14 protein-coding genes and 1 pseudogene are annotated in these 17,406 nt (G+C 43.7%); 7 read left to right on the top strand and 8 right to left on the bottom strand.

All coding sequences use genetic code 11. The annotated features are described in order from the left end of the window. Positions 1-603 precede the first annotated feature (603 nt). From HWQ23_RS07195 to HWQ23_RS07225, 7 genes are all read right to left on the bottom strand, one after another. Positions 604-1,836, bottom strand: coding sequence for an aspartate aminotransferase (locus tag HWQ23_RS07195; protein ID WP_292825621.1), 1,233 nt, complete (start codon positions 1,834-1,836; stop codon positions 604-606). Then, on the bottom strand, positions 1,833-3,065 hold the full coding sequence (locus HWQ23_RS07200) for an iron-containing alcohol dehydrogenase family protein (protein ID WP_292825624.1): 1,233 nt from the start codon (positions 3,063-3,065) through the stop codon (positions 1,833-1,835). Before HWQ23_RS07200 ends, HWQ23_RS07195 begins: the two co-directional genes overlap by 4 nt. A 31-nt stretch (positions 3,066-3,096) precedes the next feature. Then, positions 3,097-3,264 (bottom strand): hypothetical protein, encoded by a 168-nt coding sequence (locus HWQ23_RS07205; protein WP_292825626.1) that lies wholly within the window; start codon positions 3,262-3,264, stop codon positions 3,097-3,099. A 180-nt stretch (positions 3,265-3,444) separates the two neighbouring features. Next, entirely contained in the window at positions 3,445-3,966 is a 522-nt protein-coding gene (locus HWQ23_RS07210) for a Ycf51 family protein (RefSeq protein WP_292825629.1), read from the bottom strand. 470 nt (positions 3,967-4,436) lie between these two features. Continuing rightward, entirely contained in the window at positions 4,437-4,955 is a 519-nt protein-coding gene (locus tag HWQ23_RS07215; RefSeq protein ID WP_292825632.1) for a hypothetical protein, read from the bottom strand. 637 nt (positions 4,956-5,592) lie between these two features. Then, positions 5,593-7,044: an O-antigen ligase family protein gene (locus HWQ23_RS07220; protein WP_292825635.1), complete on the bottom strand. Its 1,452-nt coding sequence runs from the start codon at positions 7,042-7,044 to the stop codon at positions 5,593-5,595. Then, on the bottom strand, positions 7,026-7,868 hold the full coding sequence (locus HWQ23_RS07225; protein WP_292825765.1) for a YaaW family protein: 843 nt from the start codon (positions 7,866-7,868) through the stop codon (positions 7,026-7,028). Before HWQ23_RS07225 ends, HWQ23_RS07220 begins: the two co-directional genes overlap by 19 nt. A 95-nt stretch (positions 7,869-7,963) precedes the next feature. On the opposite strand from HWQ23_RS07225, the gene HWQ23_RS07230 reads away from it, so the two are divergent. Continuing rightward, positions 7,964-8,149 (top strand): hypothetical protein, encoded by a 186-nt coding sequence (locus HWQ23_RS07230; protein ID WP_292825638.1) that lies wholly within the window; start codon positions 7,964-7,966, stop codon positions 8,147-8,149. A gap of 313 nt (positions 8,150-8,462) precedes the next feature. Here the strand turns inward: HWQ23_RS07230 and HWQ23_RS07235 are convergent. After that, positions 8,463-9,328: pseudogene (locus tag HWQ23_RS07235) on the bottom strand (Rpn family recombination-promoting nuclease/putative transposase). A 134-nt stretch (positions 9,329-9,462) separates the two neighbouring features. On the opposite strand from HWQ23_RS07235, the gene HWQ23_RS07240 reads away from it, so the two are divergent. The 6 genes from HWQ23_RS07240 to cheB all read left to right on the top strand — a co-directional run bounded on the left by HWQ23_RS07240 (position 9,463) and on the right by cheB (position 17,395). After that, the gene (locus tag HWQ23_RS07240; protein ID WP_292825641.1) at positions 9,463-9,945 is read left to right on the top strand and encodes a chemotaxis protein CheW; all 483 of its coding nucleotides are present in this window, start codon (positions 9,463-9,465) and stop codon (positions 9,943-9,945) included. A gap of 21 nt (positions 9,946-9,966) precedes the next feature. Continuing rightward, on the top strand, positions 9,967-11,241 hold the full coding sequence (locus HWQ23_RS07245; RefSeq protein ID WP_292825643.1) for a CheR family methyltransferase: 1,275 nt from the start codon (positions 9,967-9,969) through the stop codon (positions 11,239-11,241). Between the two features lie 54 nt (positions 11,242-11,295). Beyond that, positions 11,296-12,906 carry a methyl-accepting chemotaxis protein gene (locus HWQ23_RS07250; protein ID WP_292825768.1) on the top strand — a complete coding sequence of 537 codons (1,611 nt, stop codon included), beginning with the start codon at positions 11,296-11,298 and terminating at the stop codon, positions 12,904-12,906. Positions 12,907-12,915: 9 nt separating this feature from the next. Beyond that, positions 12,916-13,677 (top strand): chemotaxis protein CheW, encoded by a 762-nt coding sequence (locus HWQ23_RS07255; protein ID WP_292825647.1) that lies wholly within the window; start codon positions 12,916-12,918, stop codon positions 13,675-13,677. Between the two features lie 119 nt (positions 13,678-13,796). Then, positions 13,797-16,073, top strand: a complete 2,277-nt coding sequence (locus tag HWQ23_RS07260) for a hybrid sensor histidine kinase/response regulator (protein WP_292825650.1) — start codon at positions 13,797-13,799, stop codon at positions 16,071-16,073. A gap of 332 nt (positions 16,074-16,405) precedes the next feature. Beyond that, entirely contained in the window at positions 16,406-17,395 is a 990-nt protein-coding gene (gene cheB, locus HWQ23_RS07265; RefSeq protein WP_292825653.1) for a chemotaxis response regulator protein-glutamate methylesterase, read from the top strand. Positions 17,396-17,406 lie beyond the last annotated feature (11 nt).

Here is a 17,406-nt window from a genome sequence, read left to right on the forward strand (position 1 = left end):
CTGATTTCTTTCCGTTAACATCACCTTTCAACCAACGGTCAAAAGCTATCTCTACAAAATGGTGATTCATCATCGACCCCTGTCTACGACACGCTGCGCGAACGCCGTGTCAATCCTACGGATTGAATTAGTTAGGGGTCAATTCTTCATCACCCAAAAAATTCACCCCACACTCCTAAAAGTGAGTGTGGGGCTTCTTTTCGTTTAAGCTAAATAAGCGTATGGTTGCATTTTTACAAGAGGATTAATGGCAAATTTGCCTTGATTCTTTGAAGAATAGCTAATTTGCCTAAACTTTTCTTGAATACTTTCCCTCAAAATAGAAGAAGCTAGTTCTTCAACACAGGACTTACGCACGAATTAGGGAATAACGAACCGCAGAGGCGCAGAGGACACGGAGAAATCAGAGTTTGGGAGATATTTTGCGTAAGTCCTACAACAGATATTTATTTGAAAGCAGCAGCTTTAATTAGAGATTCTTGAGTTTCCTGAGTGATGTAAATATTAGTACCAATCATTGTTAACTCTCTCTACTTTTTTAGATGATATCAAACATGATCAGCAAAAATTTTAGTCATGTAATGTTGGGTTTCCTGACTCTACTCAACTGACGAGATCGGCGATCGCTTCTGAAGTAGAAACTACGCTTTCAGGTTGATAGCGGATGCCAGCTTGCTTGAAGCGATGTAAAGCTTCACCCAAGCGATCGCAGTCGGCAATTAAACTGATCCTTACATAACCCTCACCTGCAACTCCAAAGGCATTACCTGGAGTCAGGACAACGCCTGTTTGCTGCAACACGTTCAGGGCAAAATCTGTGGAACCAACGCCAACGGGACACTTCACCCAAAGATACATTGTCGCCTTGGTTTTGGGGATATCCCAACCCAACTCTCCTAATCCTTGAATCAGGAAATCGCGGCGGGTACTGTAGCGTTCTTGTACCTCGTGCAAATACACATCTGGCAGTTGTAAAGCAGTTTCGGCTGCTGTTTGTAAGGCAGCAAAAATGCCGTAATCTAAGTTAGTTTTCAGCGTCCGCAAACCTTGAATTATATGCCGATTACCCACCACAAACCCAACGCGCCAACCAGCCATATTGTAGGTTTTCGATAAGGTGTGAAATTCCACACCAATATCTTTCGCACCAGGAATTTCTAACAAGCTAGTGGGTTGATAACCATCAAAAGCTAACTCGGCATAACACAAGTCATGCACCAGCATAATTTCATATTTATGGGCGAAGGCGACGATTTCTTCAAAAAATTCGCGGGGTGCGGTGGCAGCAGTCGGATTGCTGGGATAGTTGAAATAGAGAATTTTAGCTTGTTTAGCGATTTCGTCAGGAATCGCAGCTAAATCAATTAACCAGTCATTTTCTGGTTTGAGAATCAAGCTGTAGATTTTCCCGCCAGCGATCGCCGGGCCGCGAAAATGGGCGGGATAAGCGGGGGAAGGAACCAGAACTAAATCACCAGGGTTAACATAGGCGATCGCTAAATGGGTTAACCCTTCTTTAGAACCGAGTAGCGGTAAAGCTTCGCTATCAGGATCGAGAACCACACCATAACGGCGATGATACCAGTTGGTGATCGCACGGCGAAAACTAGCAGTCCCTTCAAAAGGAGGATAACCGTGATTAGCGGGATCTTTCAAGGCTGCGATCGCTGCTTCTACTACTGGTGCTGGCGTTGCACCATCGGGGTTTCCCATACCCAAATCAATTAAATCTAAACCTTGTTCCCGTGCTTTAGCTTTCAGTTCATCTAAACGGGCAAATACATAAGGTGGCAGTTTTTGTATGCGTTCTGCTGGGACAATCCAATTTAAACTCATAAAACCTCGTCACTGATTCCCTTGGGCGAAACTCGATTTATAAGGCTGCGCCGTGCGGAGGTTCCCTCCGTTGAGGCGACTGCCGTAGTATCCCTACTATCTATAGGTGCAGTGGTAGAAACCATTGCCGCCATCAACTGTTCTGGCGCGACTTTAAATGGTAGTCGATGGATGTCAGAATTAGGAACTAGAGCAATTTCAACGGCTGTTTGCAACTCGCCTAATGTAATATTGCCCAATCCCAAATCACTTAATTTTTGGGGTAGTCCAATTTCTGCGTAGAACTTTAACAACTGTTGCCGTGCTGATGCTGCTAGTTGATTGCCTTGTAGCATTTCTTCTAAACGCAGTTGTACCAAAATTCCAAAAGCAACCTTTTCGCCATGAATACTGCCATGTCCCGAAATGTGCGTTAAACCATTATGCACCGCATGGGCAGCAACTGTGCGACACTGCGCCCCTCCAAGTCCCCCAACTACGCCAGCGAGTAAAACAGTAGCATCTACGACTTCTCGCCAAACTTCACTACCTGGTTCTTTGATGGCGGCGGCTGACTTTTGCAAGAGGATATCTCGCAAAACTCGTGCTTGTTGCACCGCAGCAATAATTAAAGTGTCTTGCGAATGCCCACTGCTAACTGAGGCTTCATACCACTTAGCGATCGCATCACCAATTCCAGCTACTAAAGTATGTTGTGGTGCAGTTTTAATCAAGTCATAATCGAGTATCAGTAAATCGGGACATCTAGAAAGCCCCACATCGTAGAGAAATGCCCCATCTTCCGAATAAACATTCGACAAGGCGCTCCAAGCTGCACAGGTAGCCCCGGAAGTCGGAATTGTCACCACTGGCAACTGTAACTGCTGCGCGACTAATTTCGCTGTATCTAGGGCTTTGCCGCCACCAACACCGATAATCAGATCAGCTTTATGTTCTTTTGCCCTCTTCTGTAAAGATTTCAGGCTAGCTTCGCAGCAATCTGCACCATAAGTAGCTTGGGCAGTATGTAACTGTTGCGTTTCTAAAAATGGTTGCATTTGTTGGCTGATGGCGAGAGTAGACTCACCTGCCACAATTAAGGGACGACTTCCCAAACAGGCGATCTCTGCTGCGGCTGTTTGCAACACCCCAGAACCACGGATTACTTTTGCTGGGGCAACTGTGAGCGTAAATAACGAACTAGAGGTTTGAGTAGACAAAGAAGGTTCAGTAGAAAATTTATTGGACATATAATCTAGTTTGCCAAAACTTTGATATTTCTTAATCAAATAGACGGGTGATCAGGAATACTTGTTGCCAAGCTGGTTTTTGCATGGCTCCAACCTTACACCCGGCTGATCTGGATTTGAGCCAAGCAATGAAATAGACAAAGCCTGTTGCCGACTGATTGAGTAGTTTGACGAATCGCACTAAATCTATGATGCCCATCCACCTGAAATTCCGAACTATCAAAGTTTTGAATAACCGTATGATTAATTCACATTACCATTGTCAGATTCTCAAGAAAAGCAATCAAGAATTGATCATGTATAGGTGGTCATGCTATTTCATCCAATCCTTAGCTACAGATACATCAGGGGCGTGTAAATATACGCCCCTCTGCTCCTTTTAAGCGGTAGGTTTTGGCAATTGGGCGAAATTGTCTGTGTAAATTTGGACTGTGATTGGGGAATTTTGATGAGAAACGAGCGATCGCTTCACCTCACCCAAGTAAACTGGTACAGAAATCCCTGGTTCCGGGTGAATAACGGTACGGGCGCGAACTGTCAACTGATCGTCTTCCCGTGTACCTGAGCGACCATAAGAAAACAGATTACTAGCTGCTTGACGTAAAGTTGTTTCTACTTGTGTGGGTGTAATTTGGGGTGATGTGGCAATCACCGCTTGTGTTGATCCATTGTCATAAACTAGAGTGTACCGGACTGCTCCTGGAATCACAGTCCGACTCAAGGGGACTATCGAGAGTGCAAATAAACCACCCGTCACCACCAGCATAAAGCCAGTTGTACCCACCAGCCGAAAGCGGATGCCCCATTTGAGAATAAAAGCCAAAGCTGCTAAGGCTGCGAATACCAAGGTAGCTATACCTGACCATTGGGTGTACTGAAGAAAGTTAGCTGTTGTGAGCATAAGTTGGTTAGTGAGGCGTATTTTTTTTATTACCTATAGCTATTAGAGCAGAAAGCTCATCAGAGGCAAGGTGACTCAGGAACTGCGATTCTACGCATGAATTCCACGACTTGAAGCCGTGGACTCGTCAAGGAATTCCGTAGTGATCTTTTCGATTAGGCGGGGAATGTATAAAACATCTTCTGGTGAATGCGTCAACGCGGATCTTAATGGAGTCGCCAATATTTTAGCAAAAGTAAGTACAAGACTAGGTTTAGACCTCAGTCGAGTAGGTAGGGGTTGCTTGACGCAACCTATGCGGTTCTACGCATGAATCCCACCTCCTCAAGGGGTGGGAGCGTCAACGAGAGCTTACACCATAAGGGGTTATGGTAGTTTCTGATGCCAATCAGAATATTGGGCGCGATCGCAGTCAGAATAAAGTTTAAACTTGCGTTTAGCCTAAGTTTAGCGGTGAAATGGAGCCAACCTCAGAACAGTATTGGCTCACCAGAGACGATATGAAAATTTTTAGATGTCTGCAACTTAGTTTGAACACTATCAATGATTGCCGGCCAATCAGCATCTCTGTTCCATTCGGAGTGAATCCTGGTTTTAGTTACCGCGTCGTAGAGGTTACAAAAAACCACATTCTCTTTTCCAGCAATTGCAGCGATAATCAGGGGCTTGGAAAAGTCCTGAACTAGTAATACAGCTAAAAGGAAAGTTTTAGCAAAGTTCGTTTCTATCCCAGTCCTCACAACATAAATTTCATCCGCTCTCACAAATATGTCTAATTTAACGTTGTCCTTTCCCTTAAATTCTGTCGTTTTTAATTTCAGTTCAGATATATACCCAGTTAGCCCTGTTTGTTGGACAGGAATAGTTTTATCATTATTGATATCGTAGTTATACCACAGGTAAGATTCCCCGTTTAATTCTCCACTTTTCACATACAAATAGATAGGTTCTGGCGGGTTACAAAGACCTAGTTTAATTTCAGCAATCATGTTTTATGTTCCTTTATGAAAGATAAAAATTTTTAAGATATTCCGTCAAATTCAATATTTTTTAAAATTCTGCTTAACTGAAGAAAAATAATAAATTAGGACTTACGCATTGACAAGAAATACCAAATATGAATCAAGGTTAAAAACCATATCTTTCGTAAGGGCACAGCAATGCTGTGCCCTTACAGCATGGTCTATTTACGTAGTTTACCGCCGTAGGCATCGCAGAATAATTAAGAAAAGCCTGAAACAACCGGGAGCATCCTTAATTCACATCACGATGCATTTGTACAGTGCGTAAGTTTTATAAATATACAAAAGGGCATCTACAAGAGATGCCCGTCATGCAGAAAAACCACAAAGGGTTGTCCCTACACCTTCCCAACAATCAGCAACAGGAACTAATTAAGTACTAGCCCCGTTCTATAGTAATATTATTTACTCTAAAATCAGAAAAGGCATCAGTGTATGCACTGAAAAGTAACTAATGGCTATTCTCGACGCCTAACTAATTTGACGTGAATTCGACGGCTCATATAGTGTCCGCCTAATTAGCCCAATCAAAAGACCTCTAAGAGATTTTACTACGCAAAACGCCCCTCTTCGACTCCCAGAGGAACAGAGAAGTTCGTCGAACTCACGGATGAGATGCAAGCCTGTCTTGTTGCTTATAACGATGTGCTACTCCACAAATGCCAGCCAAAATTAACCATGAAAGCGTATTCAAACGAAAATCAAATAGGGTTACATCTACTGTATTGAATAGAACCCATCCAACAAAAGCCAGAAGATAACTGAAAAATATCAATCTGTCTTCTGTATTCATATATTTTGACTTTCGTAGTAATTGAACACCTGTAATCAAAATCCAAGCGAGTAAACCACAAAATAAAAAAGTACTCGGAAAACCAGTTTCAGCAGATAACATCAAAAACAAGTTATGGGGATGACCCAAGGGAATCTGCATCTGCGCTTTGTAGAGTCCACTAAAACTGCGTAACCCCCAGCCAGTCAAAGGATGTTTCTCAGCTAAAGACCAGGCAAAGTCCCACTGAGTTTTTCGCATTAAAGCGACTGGTCTACCTGGATACATATCGTCATTTAACCTTGCCCAAAAGAAAGCAGGAACGTACTGACGAAAAAATTGAGCCACTGGCGAGGGAGAAAAAGCTGCCAAAAGCACACTAGCGACGATCGCAGCAACGCCACCCACAAGAACGCGCCAACCTTGGTAGAGTGCATAAGCTAAACAGGCAAGAATAGCGATCGCCCACCCATTGCGCGAATTGGTAAAAATCAAGGCAATGAAATTTGTAATCATCGCCACAGTTAGGAAGAGGAGGGGGAGTGGGAAGTTGGGAGTAGAGAAATGGGGGAGGAATGACTTTTGAACGGCAGCTACTCTACTTGGGTAGACCCCAGACGCGTCCTTGGCGTCTCCCCAACTCCAAAAGACGCTGCTTGGCGTTGGGAGAAGACCGCGCTGTTTGGTCTTGGCTGTTAGTTGCTGATAGTTTTCTAGCCACAACCCTAAACCAAGGATGAAAATTATTGCTAGATAAGCAGCGAAGGTGTTAGCGTGCAAGAAGAGTGAAGCGATGCGACCTGGCGGATTTCCTCCTGGTCTGATCGTCCAAGCAAAGACAATCCACAAAACCTCGAACTTCAAACTCCAGCCTAAAAATAACTGTCCCAAGCCGATAATCGCTACCGGCATGGAACCAATTACCAAAATCCAAGCCATTTGCCGCAATTGGGCAAATGTTTGAATCAGAGTGCTATGAGCAGCGAAAAGTAAAAAGAATGGTAATAAATTAAATAAGCCGACGAAAGCTGCTGTCTTGTCTTGGGCAAACCCAGCAGTCACGATCAGCAATACACTCAAAAGGGCAAATCCCCAGTTGAGGGGGCGGCGGCTAATTTTGCGGTATTGTTTCAGTAAAGTTATTAATGAGACAAAACCTATAGTCACAGCCCCCAAAAAAGGACTCAATGGGAAGATTAACAGTGCCCATAGAGAGTAGTTCCAAGAAGATTGCCAACGAGACTTGAAATAGTCAAAAACTTTGTTCAAGCTGGCTCCCAACATTCCTCACGAGTGAGGCGAATTTGAGCTAAGGCGAAGATGGTAGGGATGATTCGACCATAGTTAGTGGCGATCGCTCTCCACCCTAAATCCGCAAAAAACCAAGTCCACATTATCGGCCCAATCACAGCAAACATCGTGCGGGCTGCCCCATAACGAGCTGCACTCACTGTCATACCCCGTTGCGCCATTTGCATAGATACATAGCTTTGAAATTGCGTTGCAGCTGCTTCTGAGCCTGTAATCACCGCTTGTTTAGCTACTTCATAGGTAGCAAAGTGGATGGCAAATTGACGGGCAATTTGCTTAAGTACAACTGGCTGAAGCATGGAAGTAACAGCTAGAGCACTACCGCCTTTGAAAAGTAACCCCAAGGGGTCACGTTGCAATAAAAGTGGTAGCGGTTGTTTTAGTTCTGATTTGAGCAGCTGACGCTGCACTTGTACAGTCAATTTTTGCTTTTCCTGTTCAGGCAATTTTTTCCACACCTGTCCTAGCAGATGCAAAAATACTTCTGCTTCTAAATCAATAGTTGCCAGCTGATTAGAATAGGGAATTTTTAGATACTTACATACTTGAACTAACGCTTGTCGATAAGTTACCTCGCCTGTACGTCCCCGCAATACTGTTATCCCATCTGCCGCCAAAAAGCGAAAGCGACCCTCTAATGCGTCTAACCAAGCTTTGCGGTCTTGGCTTTGCACTTCGATGGGTTCGGGTGTGTGTACATAGTCTAGGGGATTGAACTTACGACTAAATAGAATCGCCGTTAAATCTTGCAATTCTTCTTCGGTCGCTAACTCTAGCGCCGCCCTCATTTCATCCAATTTACCATCCTCCCTTCCGTGCAACTTTCTGTACCTTATTCTACTATTAGCTTTCAGCAGTCATTAGTAATAATTTTGGACTTTGATCAATACCTTTGCCGAAAAAAGAGTATGAAGAGAGGGCTGATCTAGTAGAGTTATTGTCTTCCACAACGACAACTCAGGTGCGATCGCCAGCTATTAAGAATGAGTTACGAAAAAATTTGGGCGATACCTACGGCTGGCTACGCCTACGCCTGGCTTGTGTGGCGACTGAAAACTCCTATGAGCGATCGCCATAGTAACCTATAATTATTGATAAATTTTATGATTAATATTAGCGATGACAGTTATCTTAACTAGCGAAGATTGGAAACAACTGTGGTCATAAGCTACACACAACAGTCTCCACAACCTCGCGTTGGCGTAGCCCTTCTCTTAAGCAAGCTGCGCGATCGCGGACTCGTTGGCGAAGCCTAAGAAGAGAAGAGGCTACGCGATCGCCAAAAGCCAATGCTCAGACTTCTCTGGGCGCGGGACTAATAAAAACTTTGAAACCCGCGATCGCGGGTTTTGCTTGTATAGCCACGTATTTTCTAAAGCGATTAGTTAAAATTAAGATTGTTGAATCTCCTCTTGTAAAACTTGAATTTGCTCAATAGATAATTCAGTAACTTGAGCAATTTGCTCTAAACTCATTCCAATTCGCAACAAATTTAAAGCCAATTTTCTTGTTGTTTCTGCTTTGCCTTTGGCTTCACCTTCTGCTTTACCTTTGGCTTCGCCTTCTTCTAGGATTTCTTGATAAATGACTGATTCGCGCATAATCTCACTCCTGAAAATCTTCCTAATTACATCTTTCTTTAACACCAGACCTGCTAGAATGCCACTGGCAGCAGCTATATTTCTTTGTAGCTGGCGATGCCTGCGGCGGGCTACGCCTACGCTAATTGCTTCAACTGCTTTGGCTATTTGGGTTAATACCATTGTAGGATCGTTTGTTTGACTTAACACGGCAAAGGGTAATAAACCTGGAATACTCATAAACCTGTCTGTAGGTTGTTCCCACAGGCGTATTACCTCAAACTGATGGTAAGTGTTGTTTAATCTAAAACTGTTTTCACTGACTAATTCTGAACTTGTTTTTCTCAAATAGATTACTATTTGGCGCATTTCTTTGTTAGGAAAGCGGCGATAAACCCTAACCCGATAATCTAACATCCTAAAGGGGATATCTTCATCAGCATCGGTTTGAAATTCGGTATGGAGAACTAAATCATCAGATTGCAATAAGATTAATGAATCGGCGCGGCAGTCGCCTCAACGGGGGGGGAAGCCCCGCACGGCGCTGCCTTGCGAATTGGTTCGCTTGATAATTCAGTAGGGCTAAGTTCTGTTAATTTAACCGGTGAACCTAGTAACCATGTTGCTAAATCATCTTTGAAGTTTTCGGCAATGAATTTACAGATATTGTCATACATGGCAGCTTTAAAGAAATTGTATATAGTTTTTAGAATATGCGAATATGCCTGCAATAAATTTCTCATCTCTGTAGGATAGGTGTCTTGCATAGCCGACAAGGAATATAAAAGGTAACAGTAGAGATGTAAATATAATGTTAATGTTACTTCTCAACATCGGGAATGAACGATATGCCATAGAAAGCCGACAGGTTGTAGAAGTAATACCACTTGTCCTGCTCAAAACTTTGCCCCACCAGCCTGAGTATATCGCTGGTGTTTTTAACTATCGCGGACGCATTGTACCAGTAATCGATTTATGCCAGTTGATGCGTGGCAAACCCTCGCGTGAGTACCTGAGTACTAGGATTGTATTAGTCAATTATTGGGTGAGTAATAATACAGAACTTAAGGCTCCTTATATTTTGGGTTTGATGACAGAACAAGTTGTAGAAACATTACATAAGTCTGAGTCTGAATTTGTTAATCCCAATATCCAGATAGATACAGCGCCATATTTGGGCAAAATGATTGTAGACGACCAAGGGATGATTCAGTGTCTTCGTGTTGAGTACTTATTCTCAGAAGCACAGCAAGTCAATCTCTTGCCAGAAAGCGATCGCAATACTGGATTTTAGATTGGTCTGAAGACTCAATAAATGGCACAATCTGTGATTGAAGCTTTACTAAAAAGCAAGATTGGTTTAGATGCAAACTCTATTGGTAGTGATGCGATCGCAAGTGCAATATCTCAACGCATGGCAGATTGCGGTATAAGGGATATTGCTAACTACTTGGGGAAATTGCAGGCATCTACCCAGGAATGGGAAGCACTGATTGACAGCGTAGTTGTTCCAGAAACTTGGTTTTTTCGAGAACCAGAATCTTTTGCATTTCTGAAGCATTATGTATTATCTGAGTGGTTGCCAGCAAATCCACAGGGCGTACTGCGGGTTTTGAGTGTGCCGTGTGCAACAGGTGAGGAACCATATTCCATTGCGATCGCTCTATTGGAAGCAGGATTAAATCCTACAAACATTCAGATCGATGCTGTTGATATTAGCAAAAAGTGCCTGCTAAAAGCTCAACGAGCAATCTACAATCAATACTCGTTTCGGGGCAATAACCGATCATTTCAAGAGCGCTATTTTCAGCCAGATGAGGCAGGATACCAGCTGTCTGAACAGGTGAGATGCATAGTGAATTTTATTAATGGCAACTTGGCAGATCCGGCTTTTCTTGCTGACACGCCGCTTTATGATCTAGTTTTTTGCCGTAACCTGTTGATTTACTTCGATATGACCACAAAAGAGCGCACCATTCAAGTCTTAGAAAGGTTGCTAAGGCCAGAAGGCTTGTTATTTGTTGGACATGCTGAAACTTGGTTATTGTTTAAAACTGAATTTGTCTCAGTTCGTCAACATTCAGTAGTTGCTCATCGAAAGTCGAGAGTGTGCGAAAATGTTCGCAAAAGTCATCATCCCAATCTTCAAGGACAAAGCTTTACAGGCAAAAATATAGATGTTCTCAACAAGCGACAGCTACCGAAAAAACCCCATTCCAAGTTTGCCGCACCAGAGAGGTTAAATGTTGCTCCCCAGAACCCCATATCGCCAAAAGACCTAAAGGTAAATTTGTTAGAAACAGCTAGAGCTTTAGCCGACCAAGGTTCGTTGAATGAGGCGGTTAAACTATGCAACGACTATCTCAACCAAAATCAGGTGAGTACTGAAGCATATCTTTTACTCGGTCAGGTGCAGCAAGCGATGGCACTAAATGAGCCGGCGGCACAATCTTTTCAAAAAGCAATTTATTTACAACCTACTCACGAAGAGGCGCTGACTCATCTGGCATTACTCAAAGAATATCAAGGAGATGCTGATAGTGCTAATCTTCTCTGGCAACGAATTTACCGATTAACGAAGCATAGGTAGTGAGGAGATCAAGTAGGAGGCAATACTGCGTAGGTTTTCCCTAGACTTTGACAGATTAACGAAGGTCAGACACAAATCCAATCGGCAGAACGGTTACTATTTGATCCTGAAGTCACTGTTAGTGAAAGACAGGGTGCAATAGCTCAAATCGAGGACGCTTGGAAACAGATTAAGGAAGGCGTTAAACAGTATGAAGCAACGCCATTAACCGAACAAGAAAAAAAAGAATATGACTTACTTAAAGAACAACTGGATGCTTGGCAGAAAGCCCATGAGAAATTGTTAGACCTTGAACAACAGTTCAATCAACTTGGTGTTCGTAATCCTTGGAAAAAACTAATTGAGTTAATGCGTCAAGGGAAATCAGCTGATTTTGCCACTATTCAAGCGGCAATTCAATTACGTAATCGCATGGATTCTGAGGGAGCAAATAAGGAGGAACCGTTATTTAAAATAACTGACGAGCAAGCAGGCAAACTTTTAAAACTTAATGAAGGTTACATATCAGAGCTACAAAAAGATGTCGAACAAAATGTAGCTCGCAGCATTTTCTGGATTTGTGTAGGAATTTTCATTGGCCCGACAACTGCAATTATTTTGGGGGTTATAATCGCTCGACAAGTTGCATTTCAGATTATTAGTCAGATTATGGGTGTCGTTGGGCTTGCAGAGCAAATTTCCACGGGTAACTTAACAACTCAGGTCAAGGCTGACCCCAACAGCAAAGATGAAATGAATAGACTCTTAAGTGCTTTCCAAACTATGACTCAGAATCTGAATACTCTGATTCGTCAAGTACAGCATTCAGGCATTCAAGTAACTACCTCAGCTACTCAAATAGCAGCTTCAGGTAAACAATTAGAAGGGACGCTCATTGAGCAAGTAGCTTCTACTAATGAGGTAGCTGCCGCTACCAAAGAAATTTCCGCTACCTCTAGGGAATTAGTAAGTGCAATGGAACAAGTTGCAACCATTTCCCAAATCACAACTACAGCAGCGAATGATAGCCAAAAAGATATAGTGCGGATGGAAACCACTATGCGGCAGTTAGCAGAAGCCACTAATGCTGTTGCTGCCCGACTGGGAGTAATTAGCGAAAAGGCAAACAACATTAATACTATCGTCGTCACAATTACCAAAGTGGCAGACCAAACGAATCTGTTGTCATTAAATGCTGCGATCGAAGCCGAAAAAGCTGGAGAGTATGGTTTGGGCTTTGCTGTAGTTGCTAGAGAAATTCGCCGACTAGCAGATCAAACTGCCGTTGCTACCCTCGACATTGAGCAGATGGTGAAGCAGATGCAATCGTCAGTCTCTACAGGTGTGATGGAGATGGACAAGTTTGCCGCAGAAGTAGGGCGGAGTATAGAAGATGTTGCCAACATCAATACACAGGTTGGGCAAATTATCCAGCAAGTGCAAGACTTGAATCCGCGATTTGAGTTTGTCAACCAGGGTATGGAAACCCAATCTGTGGGAGCGCAACAAATTAGTGAGACGATGGTGCAGTTGAGCAGCAGCTCGGTGCAAACTGCGGATTCCTTGCGGGAAATTAATCATGCGATCGCCCAACTTAACCAAGTGGGACAGGGATTACGTCAAGAGATTGCCCGCTTTCAGGTGAAAACAGAAGACGCTATACCATTGATTCACCAAATCTCTTGATTAACCCTTATGAACCCGATCGCTACTCCATTAAATATTGAACGTTGTTGGAATTCTATCGGCATTCAGGGCGATCGCACTTGTCCCCAATTAGCCACTTATACCCATTGCCGCAATTGCCCCGTTTACTCTACTGCTGGTCGTCATTTGCTAGAGCGCTCTATACCTGAAGATTATCGGCAAGAGTGGACTGAGTTACTGGCTAAATCTAGAGTCGATGAAAATTCCCAGATATCCCATGCTTTACCCACAACTCAAATGACGGTTGTAATTTTTCGTCTGCAACGAGAATGGCTAGCACTTTCTGCCCAAATCTTTAAAGAAATTTCCCCTCCGAGTGTGATTCATACCCTACCGCATCGCAGCAACCAAATCCTGCGGGGATTGGTGAGTATCCGAGGCGAATTGCTCTTGTGTATCTCTTTGAGTCATCTGTTGAATTTGGAAGTTGCCGATACAGCAGTAGAAACGCTGAGTCCAGTGGTGTATTCGCGCCTAGTGGTGCTGGAAAAGGCAGGTAACACTTGGGTCTTTGCTGTAGATGAACTTTATGGAGTACACCGATTTCACCGGGATGAATTACAAGATGCGCCTAAGAGTCTGACTCAAACCTATACTCAAGGATTATTCCACTGGCAACCGGACGGGAAGCAAATCGAGCGATTCCTTTCCTGCGGAACGCTACGCGAACGGAGAGCTACGCTAACGCACAGTGTCAGCTATTTAGATGATGAATTATTATTTACCACCTTGGCTAGGAAGGTGCAGTGATCAAAAACCTAACACCCCAACCCCCTTCCCTACTAGCGTTGGGGGAGTTAAATTCTCTTCTACTTGTAGGAGAGGGGTTCTTCCAGGATTAATGAATCGGTGTTCTAGGAAAACTTGTAATGTTAGAAGAATTTGATGTCAGCAATCTTTCCTTGCTTGATCTATTCAACATGGAAGTAAAAGCTCAAGTTGTGGTGTTGAATGATTGCCTATTGGCACTGGAGACGAAGCCCGATCCCCAAAAAGAATTGGCAGCCTTAATGCGGGCAGCCCATTGCATCAAAGGCGCTGCCCGAATTGTCCAAATTGAATCGGCTGTCAACGTTGCCCATGTGATGGAAGACTGTTTTGTTGCGGCTCAAGAAGGAAAAGTTATCTTAACTGCCGATCGCATTGATGTGTTGCTGCAAGGGGTAGATATGCTCCTGCATATAGCTGAAACGGTTACAGTTAACCCAAATTTGCAGATATTAGAAGATGTTGGCATTGAATCGCTAGTGAGTGCGATCGCTAATATCCTAACTCCAGAGGCAACCTCTACAGAAATTCATCCCCTACTAATAACAGCGCAGTTAGAAGAGAACCAACAGACACCCCTTGTTTCCCCACCCCCGCTAAATATCTCCAAATTTCCAGAAGAACTAGGCATCACCCCAAATCGGGCGGTGCGAATGAGTACTGAAAATCTGAATCGCTTGATGGGTTTAGCAGGAGAGTCTTTAGTTGAGGCGAACTCCTTAGAACCATTTGCCAACTCTTTGCTGAAGCTGAGAAGCAAGCAGGGGGAATTGTCCAACCTGCTGGAGAACTTACAGGAATTATTAGGCAACTATCATCTGAATCGGCAAATTAAAGAAAACTTAAGTGCAGCCGATCAAAAAGCTAAAGAATGTTACCAGATGATCAGCGATCGCCAAAACGAACTAGAAGTATTTTCTCAGCGTTCTGCTAACCTTGCCCATCGCCTGTATCAGGAAATTATTGCTACCCGGATGTGTTCCTTTGCTGATGGGGGACAGGGATTTGGGCGAATGGTACGTGACTTAGCAAGACAATTGGGTAAACGGGTGAAACTGGAAATCTTTGGTAAGTCTACTTTAGTAGATCGAGATATTCTAGAACGTCTGGAAGCTCCCTTGACTCATATCTTACGGAATGCGATCGATCATGGCATCGAACCGCCCCAAGAGCGTCTAGCAGTAGGAAAGCCAGAAGAAGGAATTATTCGCATTGAAGTTAACCATCGCGCCGGAATGCTGTTTATCACTGTTTCAGATGATGGACGGGGAATCGATATGGAGTTTTTGCGCCAAGCAGTCATCATCAAACAACTGACAAACCCGGAAATGGCCGCCCAACTTACCGAAGTCGAGTTAATGGAATTCCTGTTTTTACCTGGTTTCTCCACAACCCAAACTGTCACCGAAATTTCGGGTCGAGGTGTGGGGCTGGATATAGCCCATAGCACAGTGCGGGAAGTTGGCGGAACGCTGCGGGCGGTTTCTGTGTTGGGAAAGGGCATGACCTTTCACTTGCAGTTACCGCTAACGTTATCTGTGATTCGCACCTTGTTGGTGGAAATTGCTGGCGAACCTTATGCCTTTGGGCTGACACGTATTGAACAGGTAGTCATCTTGCCCAAGTCTAATATTGCTCTATCGGAAAATCGCCCATTTTTCCTGATAAATAATCAACCTGTGGAGTTGATTTTGGCAAGTCAAGTTTTAGAGTTACCCTCGACTGCGGTGAATATAGAATCGCTCTCAGTTATTGTAATTAGCGATCGCCTTAACCGTTATGGATTAGTTGTAGATCGGTTTCTCGGTGAGTGCAGTTTGGTTGTCCGACCTTTAGATCCCCGCCTTGGTAAAGTCGCCAACATTAGCGCCGCCGCCCTGATGAATAATGGTTCACCAGTGTTGATTGTCGATGTCGAAGATTTGGTACGTTCCATTGCGAAGGTATTTTCCAGTGGACAACTCTCTCAAGTAAATCAATCTGCTCATCAAGCAGTTACCAAAGTTTACAAGCGAGTGTTAGTGGTGGATGATTCGATAACTGTGCGCGAAATGGAGCGCAAACTCTTGGAAAACAATGGTTATAAAGCGGAAGTCGCAGTTAATGGCATTGATGGTTGGAATGCAATCCGTAGCGGCGATTATGACTTGGTGGTGACAGATATTGATATGCCCCGGATGAATGGCTTTGAACTTACTAGCCAGATCAAAACTCATGCCAAGTTGAAGCAAATACCCGTGATTATCGTATCTTATAAAGACCGGGAAGAAGACCGATTGCAAGGGTTAGAAGCAGGTGCAGACTACTACCTGACTAAGAGTAGCTTTCATGATGAGACTCTGTTAAAGGCGGTGATTGATTTAATTGGAGAGGCATAAATCAATTTTAGATTTTGGATTTTGGATTTGGGATTAAAAGTCTTTATTACAAGGCTTTTTCATCAATCTCAAAAAATACTATTTATCCCATTTTTGTATAATTAGTAATTCATAATAAAAGAGCGCTCTTACTTGATATGGGTTTCCAATCTTGTATTTGTAGCCTGATTTTGGAGAATTTATATTATGTAGTGTGTCAACTTGAAATTGAGAAATAAAGGAACGAACCGCCAAGGAAGAAAGACGACAAAAACAAAAAGAAGAAAGCGCTAAAAGGGATTAGCAATAAATCTTTGACAATCCAAAATCCAAAATCCAAAATGGTATAACCTGTGAGAATTGCGATCGCTAATGATATGTTCATGGCTGTAGAGGCACTGCGGCGTATTGTGGTAAAAATACCAGACTGCTATCTGGCGTGGGTTGCTTACGATGGCGTGGAAGCGGTGAACAAGTGTGCAGCTGATACTCCCGATTTAATTTTGATGGATGTGCTGATGCCTAGCATGGATGGAGTAGAAGCTACACGGCAGATCATGAGCGAATCTCCCTGCGCTATTGTGATGGTTACTGCTAGCGTTAATCGCTATGCAGCCAAGGTTTTTGAAGCAATGGGCTATGGAGCCTTGGATGCTATCAATACGCCAGCCTTAGATGATGATGGGCTACTAAATAAAATTGCCACGATCACCCGCTTAATTGGTAAATCTTCACGTCGGCGATCGCCGCCTATCCATCGCCCAAAATCACTTCCACCCCTAATTGTTATGGGGGCTTCCACTGGTGGCCCCCAAGCATTGACAACTATTCTCTCCCAATTTCCCCAAGATTTTGGGGCGGCTGTAGTCATTGTCCAGCATGTTGATGCCCAATTTGTCCAAGGTTTTGCCACCTGGTTGAACGAGCAAATTCCCCTGCCTGTGGAACTAGCGATCGCTGGTGCAATACCACAGCCTGGTAAAATTCTGCTTGCTGGCACAAATCTTCATTTGGTGATGCGTCCCGACCTCACCCTTGGCTATGACAAAGAACCACTAAATTTATCCTCCCGTCCATCGGTCGATGTTTTCTTCACAAGTGTGGCTAAAAATTGGACTGGAAAGGGGATTGGGGTGTTGCTGACGGGGATGGGTCAAGATGGCGCTCAAGGCTTAAAAGGATTACGCCAAGCAGGTTGGCACACTATTGCCCAAGACCGCAAAACTTGCGTTGTCTATGGTATGCCGAAAGTAGCAGTGGAATTAGGAGCTGCGGTGGAGGTTTTGCCACTTGAGGCGATCGCATCAGCGTGTATCAAGTGTTTTCCGCCTGATCTACGGTAAATGCTTAATGT

The organism is Nostoc sp. JL33 (genome assembly GCF_017114985.1).
In the GTDB taxonomy this organism is placed as follows: domain Bacteria; phylum Cyanobacteriota; class Cyanobacteriia; order Cyanobacteriales; family Nostocaceae; genus Nostoc.